Source organism: Leptotrichia buccalis C-1013-b (genome assembly GCF_000023905.1).
Lineage (GTDB): Bacteria > Fusobacteriota > Fusobacteriia > Fusobacteriales > Leptotrichiaceae > Leptotrichia > Leptotrichia buccalis.
Window position 1 is genome coordinate 1,689,792 of record NC_013192.1, and the last position, 18,187, is coordinate 1,707,978.

Consider the following 18,187-nt stretch of genomic DNA (forward strand, 5'->3'; position numbering starts at 1 on the left):
CTTGTGTAAAAAATTACTTTAAGTTTAGACAAACATTCAAAAATTAAGTGATTTTAATACACCAAAAAGAGAAATTTATAAATAATAAAGTTAAAAATTAGGAGGAAAAAATTAATGAAACCAGCAGCAGAATTAAGACAAGGAAGTACATATAGAAAGAATAACATCCCATATTTAATACTAAAAGCTGAAAGACATCAATCAACATCAGGAAAAAGACAAAGGGCAGCCGAAGTAAAATTCAAAACAAAAGAGTTAATTTCAGGAAAAATTCAAGAAATTACAGTTTTGGCAACTGAACTTATGGATGACATCATTCTTGACAGAAATCAAATGCAATTTTTATATGAAATTGACGGAGAATATAACTTTATGGATCAAGAAACTTTTGAACAAATTGCCTTATCAACTGAAGATTTAGGAGATGCAGTAAATTTCTTGGAAGAAGAAATGATTATTCAAGTTCTAATGTACGAAGGGACTCCAGTTGGTGTAGAATTGCCGAACACAGTAATTAGAGAAGTAACTTATACAGAACCAGGACTAAAAGGAGATACAATCGGACGTGCAACAAAACCTGCGACAGTGTCAACAGGTTACACTTTACAAGTACCTTTATTTGTAGCAATTGGAGATAAAATTAAAATTGATACAAGAACTGGTGAATACATCGAAAGAGCAAATTAATGATAATTCAAAATTAGGAATATAATAATAAAAAATATGGCTATCGGAAAACGGTAGCCTTTTTTGAAAAAATAAAAAACAATTAAATAAAAATTAAAAGAATGGAAAAGAGGTAAATTTTATGAAAAATGATAAAATAAAAAGAGTTGAAGAAATGGAAAAAATTATGGATAAATCAGCAGATATTTTTAGGGAACTGAATATAGTGTTAGATAAGCTGGAGGAAAATTTGGTGGATTATAAAAAGTTGGATGAATATTATAGTAGCGAAAACTGGTTTTTGGATGCGGAAGATCATAATAACGGTATTTTGCCACAAGACTTAAAATGTGGAGTTTTGAGCGAAGACGGAGCTTATAACTTGTTTGGGGAAAATCATGAACTGGCAATTAGAATGGTAGAGATTGCGGCGAAGATGTTGAGAAGATAATAACATTTGAAAATTGTGGAGGTTTAAATGATTTTAGATTTTAACAGGAGTTTTTGAAAAATATGAAAAAAATCTATCGTATAAAAATTTTAAAAATAATTCAAACATTATTTTTTAATCTTTCTGTAGGATTTGTATCATCATTTTTAATTCTTGGAAATTTTTTATTACTGATTCCTCAGATTTTTCCTATTGTATTACTAATTCTAATTTTATATACTGTTATAAGTTGTTATGGAAACGAAATTACTGTAAAGCGTAGTAAAATTAGTTATTTTAATTTGGGGAGAGAAGAAAAGGTTCTGGATATTATAAAAAATGATGTAAGGGTAGTTGAAAGTGTAGAAAATCGATTTAAAAGTTTGAAAATAAAAGTAAATAGATACTTAAAGTTTACTGAGAACGGGGAAAATCATTTCAAAAATATTTCATGGATAACTTTAAAAGAAGGAAATGAATTAAAAGTATATATTTGGAAATATAAATATTTTTTTGAAAGAAAAATTGGAAAATATAAGAATGATACTTTAAAAGAAAAAAAATTTATGATTCCGACAGAAAAACTTGCAATTTTAAAGGAAGTTGATGTAAAAACAAAATTTTTTGTAATTTCAATTTTTATTTTTATAATTTTGATGACTTTTTCAGAAAAAGAAACTGCAAAGTTTGTAACTCAACTGATTTATCTCATTATTATTGAGACGTTTTTACTAATTTTTTATTTTGCTCAATATTCTAATGTGAAAGATAAAATTCAGAAAAAACTTCCAAAAAATATAACAATAGACAATTTAAAAATAATGATAGATGAAAAAATATTTTACAAATCTGATATAAAAAAAATTACTATGACAGGATTAAAAATAACGGAAAGATCATATTTAAACATTTTAAATGTGCCAAAAGTATTAATAATCGAAAATAATGCTGGAAATCAGAAATTTGTTATTGCACCTATTGGGATAAATGTAAAATGGAAATACCCTGAATACATATCATTATTTAAAAACATTAGGAATTGGTGTTTTGAAAATAGAATTGAGTTTGTAATAACTGGATATTAAACTTAAAATAGAAAAATAAGGAAGGAAAGGTGAAATTCATGGAAGAAAAAATTTTTGAATTAGGAGATTATTCATTTTTAAAAAAGAGTAAAGTACAGATGTCAACTTTGATAAAGGCTACAATTTTTTATATAGTATCAGGAATTGTAACGGCTTTTATTGTATTTTTTGGAGTAATTGCCTTATTTTTTAAATCGGCAATACCAATTTCTGTTGGAGAGTTTTTTATATACATTATTCCAATTTCAGTATTTCTATTTTTTGGATATCAATGTTTTAGGCTTTGGCAAAGACATTTTCAGATAATAAATTCTCCAAATAAATTAATTGTAAATGATTATGAAATTGCAATTGATGAAAATAAATTTGTTTATAAAAATATAAAAGTAATAAAAATGACGCATCCTAAATCTTTAAATGATAAAAAAATAACAATAGTTCAAAAGGATGGAAAAAAATACAAGTCTTTTTTATATTTTTTTATAAAAAGAGATTACTCACAAAATTACTTGGCAATTTTTTTGCATATACGAAAAATATGTCAAGAAAAAGAAATAAAATTTATTGCAGAAGGAAATGCATAAAAAATCCTTTAACAAATAAATAAAAATATCGAGAAAGTCTCAAAAAATAATTTATTTAAGTATCTAATTTTGAGTTTTATTTAAAATAATTGTGCTCAAGTGATAAATTTTAAATAAATTTCATACAAAATTTTAAAAAGTGTGGTATAATGGTATGTATGAGAAATTTTTAAAAAATATAAGTATAAACTTAAACTATGAAAAGTAAAGGAAGGTAAATTAAAAAATAATGCAAAGATTTGAAGATTTTGGCTTAAGTACGGAAATGCTTAATGCCCTAAGTAAAAAAGGATTTGAAGAACCAAGTGAAATACAGAAGCTGGTTGTTCCTGAATTATTGAAAGAAAGAACTCACTTGATTGGACAGGCTCAGACAGGAACAGGGAAAACTGCAGCTTTTGGTATTCCAATACTGGAAACTATTGACGCTGATAAAACAGTCAGAGCTTTAATTTTGGCACCGACAAGGGAGCTTGCAAATCAAGTTTCTGATGAAATTTATTCATTAAAAGGAGAAAAAGATATAAAAGTTCTTGCTGTTTATGGAGGAGCTTCTATTGAAAACCAAATAAAAAGATTAAAAGCTGGAGTAGATATTGTTGTAGGAACTCCAGGACGTGTTATGGATTTAATAAATAAAAAAGTTCTGAAAGTAAATGGCTTAGACTATTTCGTGCTGGATGAAGCAGATGAAATGCTTAATATGGGGTTTTTGGAAGATATTGAAGAAATTTTAGAAAAAACTAATGACGAGAAAAAAATGTTATTCTTTTCAGCCACAATTCCTAAAGCAATTTTAGCGATTGCAAAAAGATTTATGCCTGAACACAAACTGTTAAAAGTTGAAAAAAAGGAACTTACAACAAACTTAACAGAACAAATCTATTATGAAGTAAAACAAGAAGATAAATTTGAAGCACTATGCAGAGTTTTAGATTATGAACAAAACTTTTATGGAATTGTTTTCTGCCGTACAAAATCAGAAGTTGACGATGTTACAAATAAATTGAAAGCAAGAAACTATGATGCAGAATGTATTCACGGAGATATTACTCAAGCTCTAAGACAAAAAGCACTTGATTTGTTCAAGAAACAAATATTGACAATATTAGTTGCTACGGACGTTGCCGCTCGTGGAATTGATGTAAGCAACTTAACCCATGTTATTAACTACTCTATCCCGCAGGAAGCTGAATCTTACGTTCACAGAATCGGTAGAACAGGACGTGCTGGTCATAAGGGAATTGCAATAACTTTTGTAACTCCAAGAGAAGCAAGCAAACTTGCCCAAATTAAACGAGTTACAAAAACTGACATTAAAAGAGAAGACATTCCAAACGTGGAAGAAATTCTGGAAGCTAAAAAAGAAGCATTAGTTGCTTATGTAGACGAAATTATCAAAGAAAGCGATTTTAATGCTTATGAGGAGCTTGCTCAAAGATTGATTGAAGGAAGAGACGCTAGACAAGTGCTTGCTTCTGTTTTAAGACACGTTTATGAAGATGAATTTTTACCAGATAATTACAATGAAATTGCAGATGTAAAAGTAAAAATTAACGATAAGACAAGATTATTCATTGCACTTGGAAGCAAAGACGGCTATAACGTAGGAAGACTTCTTGATTTGTTAAATAAAAAGGCAAGAACACCTGGAAGAAAAGTAAAAGATGTAAAAATTATGGACAAATACTCTTTTATCACAGTACCGTTACAAGAAGCCGAATATATAATGCGGGCATTAAATTCTAAAAAAGATGCAAAACCGCTTGTTGAAGAAGCTACTGGAAGCAGAAATGGTGGCGGTGAAAAAGGTGATAAAAAATCTGGAAAAAGAGATAGAGACAGAAAACGAAGAAAAAAATCTTCTGAAAAAAAATCTGATAAATCTTCAAAAGTAAAAAAAGATAAAAAGAAAGATAAAAAAACAAGAAGAGTGAAAAAATAATTATATAAATAATTAACAAAAAAGGGCTATTAAAAGAGTAGCTCTTTTTTAATTATGAATAAACTTAAATTTTTTTAGAAAAAATTTTCTCATTCATTTTATATTCATAAAACTGTTATATAATGTATTCAAGATAAGAGGGGAAGTCAGAAAATAAATGAATACCAGAGGAGAGAGAAAAATGAAAAATAAAACAGTGAAATTTGCAATTTTCGGAATTGCATTATTAGGGGCACTTGGTATTGCTTATGGAGCAAGCAGAAAATATAGAAATAGAAACAAAGTCTCAAATGATACAGTTTATATTAATAATAACGCAAATAATTCACAAAATATAACAATGGAAAAAGCAAAATCAATTGCACTTGCACAAGTGCCAGGAGCGAATGAAAGTCATTTTGGAGAAATAGATTTAGATCATGATCATGGAAGAACTGTTTACGAAATTGAAATTTTTTACAATAATTCAAAATATGAATTTGACATTGATGCTTCAACGGGTGAAATTGTTGGAACTGAAGTAAAGCATTATAATAAAAATTATTAAATCAAAAAAAATAAAATTAAACGAAAAAAGAAGGAGAAAAATTATGAAAAAGAAAATTTTAAGTATCGCATTATTATCAATTATGGTATTAGGAGTATCAGTAGCTACAAACGCAAAAAGCAAAAACAAATACAACAGAAACATTGCTTCAAACAGCTACATTGGAGTAAATAGAGCAATGAACATTGCATTGAAAAAAGTGCCAGGAGCAAACAGCTCTCATATGAAGAAAATCCACTTGGACAGAGAAAATGGAAGAATGGTTTATGAAGGTGAAATTTACTATAATGGACAGGAATATGAATTTGATATTGATGCTGTAACTGGTGACATTGTAAAGTGGAAAGTAGAAGGAGTTTCAAATAATTCTCCTTACGCTAATAGTAATGCAAACAATTCACAAAATATAACAATAGAAAAGGCAAAATCAATTGCACTTGCACAGGTGCGAGGAGCTAGTCAAAGCCATTTTGGAAAAATAGAATTAGATCACGATCATGGAAGAGCAATTTACGAAATCGAAATTTTTTACAATAATTCAAAATACGAATTTGATATAGATGCTTCAACAGGTGAAGTTATTGGAACTGAAGTAAAACACTATAATAGAAATTATTAAAATATATATAAATAAAAAATCTTGAAAAAATGTTTAAATCAAAAAAACAAAATTAAATAAAAAAGAAGGAGAAAAATTATGAAAAAGAAAATTTTAAGTATCGTATTATTAGGAATCATGGTATTAGGAGTATCAGTGACTGCAAACGCAAAAAGCAAACACAAACATAACAAACACATTAGTTCAAACAGCTATATTGGTGTAAACAGAGCAAAGAATATTGCATTGAAAAAAGTGCCAGGAGCAAACAGTTCCCACGTGAAGGAAATCCATTTGGACAGAGAAAATGGAAGAATGGTTTATGAAGGTGAAATTTATTATAATGGATGGGAATATGAATTCGACATTGATGCTGTAACTGGTGCTATTGTAAAATGGAAAGTAGACAGAGATTAATAAATTTAACTAAAAACATTCTTTAGAGGGTTGATTGGAAATTTACTATTTTCAGTTTACTCTCTTTTTATTTAAAAAAATTTGTGATATATTATAGTAAAATCGCTATAATTTTGAGATTAAAAGAATAAAAAAATTAGAAAATTAAAATTTTAGTTTTTTACTAAAAAATAATATAGGAGAGAAATATTAAATATGAAAATTTTGTTGGCAGAAGATGAAATAGATTTGAATAATATTATTACAAAATATCTTAAAAAAAATGGATATAGTGTGGATAGCGTGCTTGATGGAGAAGAAGCGCTTGACTATCTGGAATATGGCGAATATGATTTAGTAATTTTGGATATTATGATGCCGAAAGTAAATGGATTTGAAGTTATAAAAAAACTTAGGGATAAGGGAAATCATACTTCAGTTCTTATGCTTACGGCAAGGGATAGTGCAGATGATAAGGTAAAAGGACTTGATTTGGGAGCTGATGACTATATTGTGAAACCATTTGACTTTAATGAGCTTATGGCAAGAATTAGGGCAGTTGTGAGAAGAAAGTATGGTAATAGTTCAAATAAACTTATGATAGGAAATTTAGTTTTAAATACTTCAGAAAAATCAGTAACAAGAGGGGGAAAACAGATAGAATTAACTGGAAAAGAATACGAAGTTCTGGAATACCTTATGCAAAGTAAAAATCGAATTTTAAGTAGAGATCAGATTAAGGAGCATGTCTGGGACTTTGATTACGAAGGAGATTCCAACATAATTGACGTTTTGATAAAAAATATTAGAAAAAAAATAGATGTAGAAGGTGGAAAGCAGATAATTTACACAAAAAGAGGACTTGGCTATGTTATAAAAGATGAAAATTAAATTTTAAAATGTTAAATGAAAGGAATAGCTAAAAACATTGAAAAATAAAATAAACAAAATTTGGGAAAATTTTCCGATAACTGTAAAAATAACTCTCTGGTACACTGCCTTTATCGTAATTTTAATAGCGATTATGCTAACTGGATCTTTTACTATTGCAGACAAGATGACTGGGGACTTGAATCAAAGGGAACTTATGGAATCAGTAGTTGAAATGGCTTCCGAGATGGTTTCCAATCCTGATGAGTTTGATGACTTTGATGACGGGATTTATTTTGTGAAGTATAATAATGCTGGAATAGAAATGGCTGGAATGTCACCAAGGGGCTTTGATTTGACGTTAAATTTTTCAGAAAACACAGTTAAAACTTATGAAAAAGATGGAGGAAAATTTTATTATTTTGACAAAAAAATAAATATTCCTGAAGGTGAATGGGTTAGGGGAATTATACCAGTAAATAAGTTGACAAACGAAGTAAATAGAATGCTTTTAATAATTTTAATTTCAAGTCCATTATTACTGTTAATAATAGTTTATGGCGGATATAAAATTATAAAAAAAGCTTTAAATCCCGTAGCCAAAATATCAGGTACAGCTTCAGAAATTCAAAAAAATGGTGATTTTTCCAAAAGAATTGAAATTGACGAAGGAAAAGATGAAATTCACAAGATGGCAACCGCCTTTAATGAAATGCTAAATTCACTTGAAAATTCTTACATACGTGAAAAACAGTTTAGTTCAGACGTTTCACATGAACTTCGGACACCTGTTAGCGTTATTCTTACAGAAAGCCAGTATTCTTTGGAATATGCAGATACTTTAGAAGAGGCAAAGGACTCTTTTTCTGTAATTCAGCGTCAGGCAAAAAAAATGTCAGAACTTATAAATCAAATTATGGAACTTTCCAAAATAGAAAAACAGTTTATAATTCCAACAAAAAAAATAAATTTTTCGGAAATAATAGAAAAAATATTGCTGGATTATAAAAATTTAATTGACAAAAAAAATATTAAAATATCAAAAGAAATAGAAGAAAACATTTTTATAACTGGAGATAAAATAATGATTGAAAGATTGCTTGACAATTTACTGAATAATGCAATGAAATTTACAAAAAATGAGATAAAGATAAAACTTTATTCAGAAAATGAGAACTGTATTCTGGAAGTGGAAGATAATGGTATTGGAATGTCTGAAGAATTTAAAAATCTCATTTGGGGAAGATTTTATCAAATTAATGATTCTAGAAATAAAAAAATAAATAAAGGTTTTGGACTGGGGCTCTTTTTAGTTTCTAAAATTATAGAACAGCATAATGCGGTTATTAACGTTGAAAGTGAGTTAAATAAAGGAACAAAATTTATTGCTAAATTTAAAAAATATTATTGAAATTAAATTGGAAAAATAAATTTATAATTAGAATAGTCATAATTTTTAAGTTTGTAAAAATAACAGGAAATTACTATAATAAAGTTTTTTCCTGTTATTTTGTTTAGAGTTTTAAAAGTAAAAAATTATTTATTATTTGGATTTTCACGATATTCTTTAAGAAGTTCATCGTTTTCCATAATAAATGGCTTCGCAGTAGATTGTCCCCAAGCTGTATCGTATTTATTCATAAGATAATCATTCAATTCTGTGCGGTTATTAAATTTTAGAACCTGATAAGGCTGTTGAAATGCTAATTTTTCAATAAACATTAATTTTCCATCCTTTTCAGGAATTAATACTCCGACATGACCAATAAATAGTATGTTTTCTTCAGGTTCATCATTAAAGTGAAAAAATACTGAAATAAGTGAAATTTTATTTTTATTATTAAATTTAACACCTTTTTCTTTCCAGTATTTTTTTACATTTTCAACGTGAAATTTTATATCTTTAGTTGATTTTGTGGGAATTTCTGAAAATAAAGTTATAAATTTATTTTTTTCAGTTTGTGAAAATAGCTTGAATGGAACATTTTGCAATGATTCCATATCCATAAATAACATTTCTCCAGATTTTGTAATCGGATTTTCCACAGTTATAAAATCTTTCATTAAAGTAAAGGCTGTTATTCGGCAGTTAAATCCTAAAAAATCTTTATTTTTTTTATTCCAGATTTTTTGTATTTCTATTTCATCATAAATAGGATTTATATTTTGAGAATTTATAAAACCTGACTTTATCAAATCTTTATTTTCTGTTGCATTATTGTAATAATTTACGCTTTGAAAAAAAGAACTTATATTTTCAGAGCTAATTCCCGCATTTTTCAAGGTATCCTGTACTTCATCTTGTACTTTTTTATCTGCTAAATTTGAATAAGTTACATTCTTTAAATATTCTATTTTTAAATTTTTTTCTGGCTTTTTATTTATAACTGTATTTTGAACTTTTGAATTATCTTTTTTGTTAAAATTTACCTTGTTATTATTTGAACAGTTAGCTATAAATATTACCAAAATTATATACAAAAATTGTTTTCTATGCTTCATTTTTATTCTATTTCCTACTTTGTAATTTTTATTTTTTATATCTTTTAAATAATTTTTCAAGTTTTCCGCTTTAAAATTATTTCATAGTTTTATTAAAACTTTTACTATTCGTAAAATAATTTTCTTTATCTTGTGAAACTGATATTTTTAAGCTTTCTAAATCTGAATCATGCACTTCTTTGTTTGAATTATCAGTTGAATCAGCTAACTCTAGATAGAGATATTTTCCATCTTTAACTTTTTCAGCTTTTCCGTTTTCATCTATTTTATCACTTGTATAAATTTTAGAAATTTTTCTTTTAACTTTTTTTGTTTCCGCTGTAACAAATGCAGATTCATCTGATTTTTTAGAGATTTTTTTTTGAGTTACAGTAACTTCATTTTTGGACAATGCTGGATCTTTTATTGTTTTATCAAACTCAATAATTACAGTTTTAACTTTTTTTTCTGAGCCTTTAGTTTCAGCTACTGCTGTTACATTTTTTATATTTTTTACATCTAAATTTTCTTTATCAGCAATTTTTATATCCAATTTATTATCATTGCTTTCAACCAGAATTACAAACCCAAGCAAGGCAAGTAATGCGGTCAGTACTAAATTTCCTGTTCTTTTCATATTTATCTCCCCTTTATTTTTAATTTAATTAAGTATTCCACTTATGTTATATATTATACACTCTTTTCTTGTCTTTTTCCTTAAAAAATTCTATAGATTTTTATTATATATACTTAAATTTATTCAAGTCAAACAACTTCTAAAAAACTGCCTTAATTTTAACTTTTTAAGGCAGTTCAGTACTACCCTTCTAATTTATTTAGATATTTTCAATTGACTTTTATGTACAAAACCATATCCAACTTTATCTGATCCTCCTTCAAAATATACAATATATTTCCATTCTCCAAAATCCTGTGTTATTACTGCATAATAATTATTTGGAACTTTTCCTATTACATCATATTGTTTAGAAGGCCCTTTTCTTATATTCGTATAACCTTCTTTTGAGTGTATTATATATGTATTATCCTCACCAATAAATGATATTCTATCATCACTGTCCTCCCTGTTCATATTTTGGGGTATTTTGACTATTGTTGATGGAATTTTCTCATATTTTACTATTTCTGCATAATAATAATCTACTGAACAGCAGCTTCCATATAATTTTACAGGTTTCAAAGTTAATTTTACAGGCTGAGAAACATATCCCCAGTCATTTTTTTTCATTTTATTCTCAATATCAGGAGATATTTCCTTTCCTATACTAAGTATTCTGTTATGCATTTCCATTCCATTAACTTTTCCATATATATCTCCAGGCCATACAGTCAGAATATGATTCATAAATTTTCCTTTATCTTCAGGAGTAAATTCCAGATATATTGCAAAACCTGCTGTTCCACTATTCTCGATTCCTGTTATAGGAAATTTTGAATATTTATTATATTTTCCATGATCCATCCATACAAAACGCAGCATTCCTTTAGCTTCCGTAGTAATATTATCTCCGTTATCATTTTTTCCAAATGAAACACATGTAATCAAAAGCATTATCAGCAATAATATTTTTTTCATAAAAATCACCTCTTAAGTTTATATATTTAATGTTTTAATTAAATAAATCAATATTTTCAAAAGGATGTCTTATATTTTTCTTCAATTCACTTTTACGTACATATCCATATGTGAAATCAGGATACGTATTACGGTAATATACAAAAACCCATTCTCCAAAATCCTGTATTTCCCCTACAGTGTCATTTTTTCCAATTCTTTTTACAACTTTAGAATTTGCATCTGGCTTTTCCATAATATTTGCAGAACCGTTTGGAGATTTTACAGTATATCCGACGGTAAAATGACCAGCCAATTTTGTATCATATTTTTCTTCTGATAATGTTACTTTTGGCACTTTTATTTCTTCAGCATTTACAAACTCACTGTACAACATCACATTATTACATTCAACTACAGGCTTTAAGGATTTTAATCTTATTTTTACTGCTATTTCTTCATGTCCATTTTCTCCATTTCCTATTTCAGGATTTTTAAAAATTCTTTTAGCCAGTTTTAGAACTTCGTCTCCCGCTTTTTCATCCGACTCATTTGACATGTCTTTTGCCCATACATAGGCTATTTTACCTCCAAAGGCTGTAGGATTATCAGGAATAAAATACATCTTTATCAAACCAAGATAATCGCAGTCATCTCCCTCTTTCCACTCAACCCTTAGTGTTCCTGTTGTTTCAAAAACATTATTCTCATTTCCGCTTGAAATTATTTTTACTTCGGAAGCGCTTGAAACAGAGTAGATTGTAAATACAATAATTAAAGCTAGAATTGTAAAAATATTTTTTTTCATCGCCATCTCCTTTTATTTCAAATATTTTTAAAATTACAGTTATAAAACAACAAGGGGTCAAGACCCCTTGCTAAATAATACTTACTTTAGTATAATTCTAAATCTGTATACTTACTAAATGAGTCTAATAACTTTTTAAAAATAAACATCATAATGATCTAACTCTTCACCTTCATCTCCTGTTTCCAATGCCCAATTTGGTTCCATTGTTTTCTGTTTTGTTTCCAATGCCCAGTCTAGCTCTACTGTTTTCTGTTTTCCTTTATAACTAATTATTAATCTTGCTTGAGGCATTCCTTCTGGAATTATTCCCATAAAGCTGTAAACTTTATTTTTTTCAGGTCTAATCGTAAAACCTGTCCTTGTTTTTATAGGATTCATGGAACTGATAAAATCTGAATATTCTACATATTCATGTTTTACAGTAACTCCGTTAACTTTTGCAACAAATTTTATTTCCTTATCAAATTCATTTCTCCCTGAAAGCAACAGTTTCCCTTTTCCTAGTGAAGTATAGCTTTTTGTTAATGGATTTGTATAAATGGAAAGAACTTTTGTTTTTCCAAAGCTAATAACTGAACACATTGTTAATAAAGTTAATACAAAAATTTTTAAAAATAGACTTTTTTTCATCATAACTCATCTCCTTGTTTAATTTTACTTGCCTGTTAAACGGTCATACATTTCTGCCAACTCAAGAGTTCGTTGTTCTAATAATTTTACATTAGTATTTAATGAAAATAGAACTCCCATGCTTCCGCCTTCAGGATTTTCAAAATAATAACTGTCATGTACTTTTTTATCTCTAGATTTTAGCCAGGCACGTTGGGCATTTCTAAGATTATTTTTAGTCTTGGTATTTGCAATTTTCATTATTTTCTGGTAAACAATATTCAATTCCTTGTCCCATTCTTCCTGCATTGCTCGCAAAGCATCTTTTTGCTGAACATCATGACCTTCATCTACATTCTCGTATACTTTATTCCGAAAATCGCTCATACGATTTACCAGCTGATCCTTATACTGCCCTGAAATACTAATGCTAGAAATCAATAAAAATATTAACATTCCTAAAAATTTGTTTTTTGAAATTTTCATTTAAATTACCTCCTTTTGTGATTTTAATAAAATTTATGACTATAAAATTTGAAACCTAATTTTAATTATTTGTAGAATATGCTGAAAAATTACTTATCATCACTATCGTAATCACTTTCTAAACTACTGAATGTATCTGATGAAGAATTAGACAAAGAATGCGGTCTTTTCTTATAAGAAATTATTCTTATAGATCTATTAAGTTGTTTTGAATATACGAATAAATCATTGATTGTTTTTGATACATTGCTAATTCCTGGTAAATCTGAATTAATTTTAATTGTTTCTTCAAATAGTTTTATAAAGTTATGTTTTAAATTCAAAGCTATCGCATACGGTAAGACTTCTTTAAAATAATTTACAAGTTTCTCACTGTTATCAAATTTTTTTATCTGATCTTTTGTGGCAGTTTTTATATATTTTTTCAAGCCTTCAATATATTCTTTTTTTCTCAAGCCTTCTTCAGAATATATTTTTAAATTGCGATAATATATTCCGTTGGCAATTAATAGCAGAATTAATGTTATGGAACTCAGAATGTTTCTATTAAAATATGTTAGCATTATGGATATAATTAATAACCATTTTACAATAGTTAACATATTTTTGAAGAATTTTTTTCTAAAAAATCTCTTGCTTTTATGATACAGATATACGAAAAATTCTATAATAGTAGCCAAAATCATAGAAGTTAATAAATCTCTTAATACAGAAAATAAATTTATCACATTTCCATCAAACGTATTCATCATACAGATAGTAATGCTTATAAATAAAGGAAATAAATAATAAAAATCTTTATCTTCGCAAAGTGAATTATATTTTTGGGAAAAATCTTTAATAATCAAATTTAGGGATTTAGATGATATTACAAATTTCTTTGTTTTTTTATTTGAAGATATTTTATTTAAGGAATCAAAAAGATTTATTTCTTCAGGATAAAGTTTTGAATTATTTTGTTCTTTTATTTGCTCCTGCATTTTCCTTCCATCTTTAGTAATGCTGTCGTTAGTTATAAGGGAAAGAATTCCTGCATTAAGTAGCCTATTTTGATAATGTTTATCTTCAAAATAAGAGACAAACATGGCTGACATATCATTTGGAACTTCTGATCGTAATATAATTTTTTCTTTAGGAGGCTGTTTTAAAATTATAAGTTTTGTAATTATCATAAAAGTTATTGATATTAAAAATAGTATTAAATTAAAAATTAAATACTTTGAAGTTGTGAAAAATATTTTTAAATTATCAGAGAAATTTGGAGATATTTTATCTGTTTTTAAATTTAAAAGAAAAGTAATTCCTTCTTTAGGTGCTAATGGTTTTTGTGTTGTAAATTTTATTTCCTTATTTTCCTGCAAAATTTTATAATTTGTTCCTACTGCTCCAGTTTTTCCAGTGTAAATTTCAAATTTTGAAATTTCTTCACTTGTTATTGGCTGACCATCTCCAAATCTTATTGTAATATTAGCCTTTTCTATTGGAACATTCCAGAATTGCCCTATTATATTAAAGTATATTTGTTGAATATCGTTATATTTAGATATATCACTATACATCGTATATTTAATTTCATATATATTTGTAAGCTGAGTTATTTTTCTATCTTCTGAACCAATTTTTAATCTAAGTTTTTTATCAAATGTTTCATATTCGTATTTCTCGTTCTTTTTGTTTCTCATTATGGAATTTATTTTAATAAGACTCTTTTTTAAATTTTTCATATTTTTTTCTCTTAAAAATACACCCCAAAAAATTTCTCCACGATCTGAACTATCAAATTTATATTCAATTGTTTCAGTTACTGTCAGTGTGGAATCTTTATTTATGTTCATTACTACATCATAATTTTTTATGGCAGAGCCGTTTATAATTATAGAAAAAATTAAAAATGTCATTATAAAAATAGTTTTTGTAATTCTTTTCATTAAGATGCACTCTCTTTCATAAAAATATCCTTTAAAGAATTTTTTAGTCTTTAAAAAACAAGAAATATAAGATGCAAATTACTATAATAGCAGCAATTATTGCAAATGTAATCTTGATTATTGATTTTGGATATTCTCCAACTACTGTTCCGTTTTCTCCGTTAATCAGAACTTGATAGGATTTTCCGTTGAAAGAATAGGATGTCGAGTAGACAGGCAGCATTAAAAGTCTGTAAAATTCATCGCTCCAATATATATTCATTGATATGCTCTTAACTCTGTCGTATCTTCTAAGGACATCGCTTCTGACCATTCCTTCCAATTCATTTTCCATTACTTCCTTTGCTTCAACATAGCCTTCCCTCATAGGAATTTGAAATACTTCAGATGCATAACCTGATAGATAGCCTGTATCAAAATTAATTGTATTTTCCAAGTCAAATCCGCCAAGACTTTTTAAAAGATTGTCCTTAAGACTTTTAGAAGCTCTCATAATTATGTTTTTAAAATCATTCTGGACATTTCCTCTGACGCTGTACCAGTCTGTTACAATTCTCGTTTTTTCTTTTCCATCCTCATAATATGTTTCTGTACGGTCAATTCCTCCTAAAGCTGTATAATCACAGTCAGCATTGTTATCGAAAGACCAGTATGGCAAATAAATTCCCATTATTTTCCCTGCTTGATAAAGAGTTTTCAAAGCATTTGGGGCAAACCATCTCTTTTTTACCCAGTTTGAAAAAATCCTTCCAACATCTCTTTGATCTACTCCAAAAGGTCTTAATCCGTCAGGCTCAAGAAGTGATACTGCCTTTTCGCTAATTACGATATTTGAATTGCAGTAAGGACATTTTCCTGAACTTATATGCGGATCCATTTCGATTGTGGCACCGCAAGATTGACATTCAACAACTGTAAGGCTATTGTCACTTTCTTTTTTTAATAAATGATCATATTCATCCAGTCTATGTCTTTCCCAAGTGAGAGTTCGTGGCAAAGTCTTCTCTGTTCCACAATTCTCACATTTAAGAGATTGTGTTTTAGAGTCAAATCTCATCATTCCTCCACAATTTTCACAACTGAAATTATCATTTTTCATTATTGTTCTCCCTTCCTTATGAAAAGTAATCTATTTTTCTTGGAATTTTATTTAAAAGAAAATATTCACTTAAATATTTTTAAATGAACCAAGAATTTGAGTTTATTTTCGCTAGTTATCCATTATGAATTATACCCTATATTTTTGAAAATCCAAAATAATATTGATTTTGTTTTAAAATTTGATTATATATATAAATCTTCTTGATATCAAACCAATACTTTGAATAAAATGTTCTCTTTCTAAAAATAAAAAGCAGGTAATTAACCACTCCCTGCTTCGTATTATGATTTGTCGACATTCTAATTTTTATACATACTTTTCATAAGTTTTAAAAATTTGGGACATTAAATAATAGAAACAAAATAATAATTTTTTCATAATAAATCACTTATATGTATAGCCATTAAAATGTCAACAATTACATCAAATTCTGAAAAACAAACTCTTTTAAGAATATTTCTAAATAACAGATTATATGATTTTAAATGTTTTGCTTAGTACATGAATATGCTCTATAACTTGGTTTTCCGATTATGTCCTTTTATGTCCTTTTCCCTTTTACAATTTAATATTATCATATAAATATTAAAGAAAAATGAGAGTTTCAACTTTTTAAATTAATATTTTATGGAAATAATAATAAATTTAGATTTGAAATATGCTCGAATTTCTGTAATATTGAAACTAATAAAATTAATAGTGCTAGACTTTTAATAATTATAACTTTATAAATAAATGATTTTATCATAGTTTTACAATATAAAAATTTTCAAACACAAAAATCAGAAAATAATTTTTCATCATTATTGATAAAACTTGAAAAATATAGTATAATTATGAGATTAGAGATGTTAGCAAATATCACAAATCAAACTTATTTAATAATCAAATTAAACAAATTTAGTAAAAATCAATAATAAATCATTGTAAAATTTTAGGGAGGTAATATTTATGTACGCATTGGATAAACAGCTTGTTCTGGAAGATGGGAGCGTGTATAAAGGGTATGGATTTGGTGCAGATGTGGAAATGGCTGGGGAAGTTGTTTTTAATACTGCTATGACTGGGTATCAAGAAACTATTTCAGACCCATCGTATAATGGTCAAATTATTACATTTACTTATCCATTGATTGGAAATTACGGAATAAACAGGGATGACTATGAAACTATAAATCCAACTATCAAAGGGATCATAACTCGTGAAATATGCAGAAAACCTTCTAATTTTAGGAATGAATTTACGTTGGAAGAAATTCTGAAGGATTTAAATATTCCTGGTATTTCCGGCATTGATACACGTAGCCTGACTAAAAAAATACGGGAACATGGAACAATCAAGGGAATTATCGTAGACATAGACAAAAATCCTGAAGAAGTTGCAGAAAATTTGAGAAATAATTCGTTACCAACTAATCAAATTGAACAAGTATCTACAAAAAAAGCATTTCTTTCTTCTGGAAGAGGAATGAGAGTTGTACTGCTTGATTTAGGAATGAAATCAGGAATTATGAGAGAACTTAATTCAAGAAACTGTGATATTGTAGTAATGCCTCATAATGCATCTGCTAAAGAGATTTTAAGACAAAAGCCTGATGGAATAATGTTAAGTAATGGGCCTGGAGACCCAACAGATGTACCTGAAACAATTGCTACAATTAAGGAATTAATAGATAAAGTGCCAATTTTCGGAATTTGTATGGGACATCAGTTAATTTCGCTTGCCTGTGGAGCAAAAACCTATAAATTGTTATTCGGGCATCGTGGAGCAAATCAGCCAGTAATAAACCTTGAAACAGGAAAAGTTGATATTACGGCACAAAATCATGGATTTGCAGTGGACATTGATTCATTAAAGGAAACAGACTTGGAATTGACACATATCGCAGTAAATGACAGAACTTGTGAAGGTGTAAGACACAAAAAATATCCTGTATTTTCAGTACAGTATCACCCTGAAGCTTCTCCGGGACCACACGATCCAAATTATTTATTTGATATATTTATTGAAAATATGAAAAAGAATCGGAAAGAACAATATTAAACAGATTTTTAAGAATTAAAATAACTGAAG

The 18,187-nt window shown here is 27.6% G+C and carries 19 protein-coding genes; 11 read left to right on the forward strand and 8 right to left on the reverse strand.

Annotated features, from left to right (window positions below):
* The first annotated feature begins 114 nt into the window (after positions 1-114).
* The 10 genes from efp to LEBU_RS07925 all read left to right on the forward strand — a co-directional run bounded on the left by efp (position 115) and on the right by LEBU_RS07925 (position 8,532).
* A complete protein-coding gene (efp, locus tag LEBU_RS07880; protein ID WP_015769810.1) occupies positions 115-687 on the forward strand; it encodes an elongation factor P in 573 nt (190 codons plus the stop codon).
* Positions 688-808: 121 nt separating this feature from the next.
* On the forward strand, positions 809-1,117 hold the full coding sequence (locus LEBU_RS07885) for a DUF4298 domain-containing protein (RefSeq protein ID WP_015769811.1): 309 nt from the start codon (positions 809-811) through the stop codon (positions 1,115-1,117).
* A gap of 62 nt (positions 1,118-1,179) precedes the next feature.
* Positions 1,180-2,181: a hypothetical protein gene (locus tag LEBU_RS07890; protein WP_015769812.1), complete on the forward strand. Its 1,002-nt coding sequence runs from the start codon at positions 1,180-1,182 to the stop codon at positions 2,179-2,181.
* Between the two features lie 38 nt (positions 2,182-2,219).
* Positions 2,220-2,765, forward strand: coding sequence for a hypothetical protein (locus tag LEBU_RS07895; protein WP_015769813.1), 546 nt, complete (start codon positions 2,220-2,222; stop codon positions 2,763-2,765).
* Between the two features lie 229 nt (positions 2,766-2,994).
* Positions 2,995-4,710: a DEAD/DEAH box helicase gene (locus LEBU_RS07900; RefSeq protein ID WP_015769814.1), complete on the forward strand. Its 1,716-nt coding sequence runs from the start codon at positions 2,995-2,997 to the stop codon at positions 4,708-4,710.
* A 181-nt stretch (positions 4,711-4,891) separates the two neighbouring features.
* On the forward strand, positions 4,892-5,257 hold the full coding sequence (locus LEBU_RS07905; RefSeq protein ID WP_015769815.1) for a PepSY domain-containing protein: 366 nt from the start codon (positions 4,892-4,894) through the stop codon (positions 5,255-5,257).
* 43 nt (positions 5,258-5,300) lie between these two features.
* Positions 5,301-5,876 (forward strand): PepSY domain-containing protein, encoded by a 576-nt coding sequence (locus LEBU_RS07910; protein WP_015769816.1) that lies wholly within the window; start codon positions 5,301-5,303, stop codon positions 5,874-5,876.
* A 78-nt stretch (positions 5,877-5,954) separates the two neighbouring features.
* Positions 5,955-6,272, forward strand: a complete 318-nt coding sequence (locus LEBU_RS07915; protein WP_015769817.1) for a PepSY domain-containing protein — start codon at positions 5,955-5,957, stop codon at positions 6,270-6,272.
* Positions 6,273-6,467: 195 nt separating this feature from the next.
* The gene (locus LEBU_RS07920) at positions 6,468-7,142 is read left to right on the forward strand and encodes a response regulator transcription factor (RefSeq protein ID WP_015769818.1); all 675 of its coding nucleotides are present in this window, start codon (positions 6,468-6,470) and stop codon (positions 7,140-7,142) included.
* A gap of 37 nt (positions 7,143-7,179) precedes the next feature.
* Positions 7,180-8,532, forward strand: coding sequence for a HAMP domain-containing sensor histidine kinase (locus LEBU_RS07925; protein ID WP_015769819.1), 1,353 nt, complete (start codon positions 7,180-7,182; stop codon positions 8,530-8,532).
* Between the two features lie 125 nt (positions 8,533-8,657).
* Here the strand turns inward: LEBU_RS07925 and LEBU_RS07930 are convergent, their stop codons facing one another.
* The 8 genes from LEBU_RS07930 to LEBU_RS07965 form a co-directional block, all read right to left on the reverse strand.
* Positions 8,658-9,623 (reverse strand): DUF4300 family protein, encoded by a 966-nt coding sequence (locus LEBU_RS07930; RefSeq protein ID WP_015769820.1) that lies wholly within the window; start codon positions 9,621-9,623, stop codon positions 8,658-8,660.
* A gap of 76 nt (positions 9,624-9,699) precedes the next feature.
* Positions 9,700-10,239: a hypothetical protein gene (locus LEBU_RS07935; protein WP_015769821.1), complete on the reverse strand. Its 540-nt coding sequence runs from the start codon at positions 10,237-10,239 to the stop codon at positions 9,700-9,702.
* Positions 10,240-10,434: 195 nt separating this feature from the next.
* Positions 10,435-11,199: an SH3 domain-containing protein gene (locus tag LEBU_RS07940; protein WP_015769822.1), complete on the reverse strand. Its 765-nt coding sequence runs from the start codon at positions 11,197-11,199 to the stop codon at positions 10,435-10,437.
* Positions 11,200-11,233: 34 nt separating this feature from the next.
* Complete coding sequence (locus tag LEBU_RS07945) at positions 11,234-11,986, reverse strand: hypothetical protein (protein WP_015769823.1); 753 nt, start codon at positions 11,984-11,986, stop codon at positions 11,234-11,236.
* Between the two features lie 135 nt (positions 11,987-12,121).
* Entirely contained in the window at positions 12,122-12,622 is a 501-nt protein-coding gene (locus LEBU_RS07950; protein WP_015769824.1) for a hypothetical protein, read from the reverse strand.
* Between the two features lie 21 nt (positions 12,623-12,643).
* Positions 12,644-13,084 (reverse strand): lysozyme inhibitor LprI family protein, encoded by a 441-nt coding sequence (locus tag LEBU_RS07955; RefSeq protein ID WP_015769825.1) that lies wholly within the window; start codon positions 13,082-13,084, stop codon positions 12,644-12,646.
* Positions 13,085-13,173: 89 nt separating this feature from the next.
* On the reverse strand, positions 13,174-15,012 hold the full coding sequence (locus LEBU_RS07960) for a DUF2207 domain-containing protein (protein ID WP_015769826.1): 1,839 nt from the start codon (positions 15,010-15,012) through the stop codon (positions 13,174-13,176).
* A 43-nt stretch (positions 15,013-15,055) separates the two neighbouring features.
* On the reverse strand, positions 15,056-16,111 hold the full coding sequence (locus tag LEBU_RS07965; protein ID WP_015769827.1) for a TFIIB-type zinc ribbon-containing protein: 1,056 nt from the start codon (positions 16,109-16,111) through the stop codon (positions 15,056-15,058).
* A gap of 954 nt (positions 16,112-17,065) precedes the next feature.
* Here LEBU_RS07965 and carA point away from each other — a divergent pair.
* Positions 17,066-18,157 carry a glutamine-hydrolyzing carbamoyl-phosphate synthase small subunit gene (carA, locus tag LEBU_RS07970; RefSeq protein ID WP_015769828.1) on the forward strand — a complete coding sequence of 364 codons (1,092 nt, stop codon included), beginning with the start codon at positions 17,066-17,068 and terminating at the stop codon, positions 18,155-18,157.
* Positions 18,158-18,187 lie beyond the last annotated feature (30 nt).

Bases quoted from the DNA above. Each gene is read 5' to 3' on its own strand.
- efp (WP_015769810.1), top strand. From the start codon at position 115: ATGAAACCAGCAGCAGAATTAAGACAAGGAAGTACATATAGAAAGAAT.
- LEBU_RS07885 (WP_015769811.1), top strand. From the start codon at position 809: ATGAAAAATGATAAAATAAAAAGAGTTGAAGAAATGGAAAAAATTATG.
- LEBU_RS07890 (WP_015769812.1), top strand. From the start codon at position 1,180: ATGAAAAAAATCTATCGTATAAAAATTTTAAAAATAATTCAAACATTA.
- LEBU_RS07895 (WP_015769813.1), top strand. From the start codon at position 2,220: ATGGAAGAAAAAATTTTTGAATTAGGAGATTATTCATTTTTAAAAAAG.
- LEBU_RS07900 (WP_015769814.1), top strand. From the start codon at position 2,995: ATGCAAAGATTTGAAGATTTTGGCTTAAGTACGGAAATGCTTAATGCC.
- LEBU_RS07905 (WP_015769815.1), top strand. From the start codon at position 4,892: ATGAAAAATAAAACAGTGAAATTTGCAATTTTCGGAATTGCATTATTA.
- LEBU_RS07910 (WP_015769816.1), top strand. From the start codon at position 5,301: ATGAAAAAGAAAATTTTAAGTATCGCATTATTATCAATTATGGTATTA.
- LEBU_RS07915 (WP_015769817.1), top strand. From the start codon at position 5,955: ATGAAAAAGAAAATTTTAAGTATCGTATTATTAGGAATCATGGTATTA.
- LEBU_RS07920 (WP_015769818.1), top strand. From the start codon at position 6,468: ATGAAAATTTTGTTGGCAGAAGATGAAATAGATTTGAATAATATTATT.
- LEBU_RS07930 (WP_015769820.1), bottom strand. From the start codon at position 9,623: ATGAAGCATAGAAAACAATTTTTGTATATAATTTTGGTAATATTTATA.
- LEBU_RS07935 (WP_015769821.1), bottom strand. From the start codon at position 10,239: ATGAAAAGAACAGGAAATTTAGTACTGACCGCATTACTTGCCTTGCTT.
- LEBU_RS07940 (WP_015769822.1), bottom strand. From the start codon at position 11,199: ATGAAAAAAATATTATTGCTGATAATGCTTTTGATTACATGTGTTTCA.
- LEBU_RS07945 (WP_015769823.1), bottom strand. From the start codon at position 11,986: ATGAAAAAAAATATTTTTACAATTCTAGCTTTAATTATTGTATTTACA.
- LEBU_RS07950 (WP_015769824.1), bottom strand. From the start codon at position 12,622: ATGATGAAAAAAAGTCTATTTTTAAAAATTTTTGTATTAACTTTATTA.
- LEBU_RS07955 (WP_015769825.1), bottom strand. From the start codon at position 13,084: ATGAAAATTTCAAAAAACAAATTTTTAGGAATGTTAATATTTTTATTG.
- LEBU_RS07960 (WP_015769826.1), bottom strand. From the start codon at position 15,012: ATGAAAAGAATTACAAAAACTATTTTTATAATGACATTTTTAATTTTT.
- LEBU_RS07965 (WP_015769827.1), bottom strand. From the start codon at position 16,111: ATGAAAAATGATAATTTCAGTTGTGAAAATTGTGGAGGAATGATGAGA.
- carA (WP_015769828.1), top strand. From the start codon at position 17,066: ATGTACGCATTGGATAAACAGCTTGTTCTGGAAGATGGGAGCGTGTAT.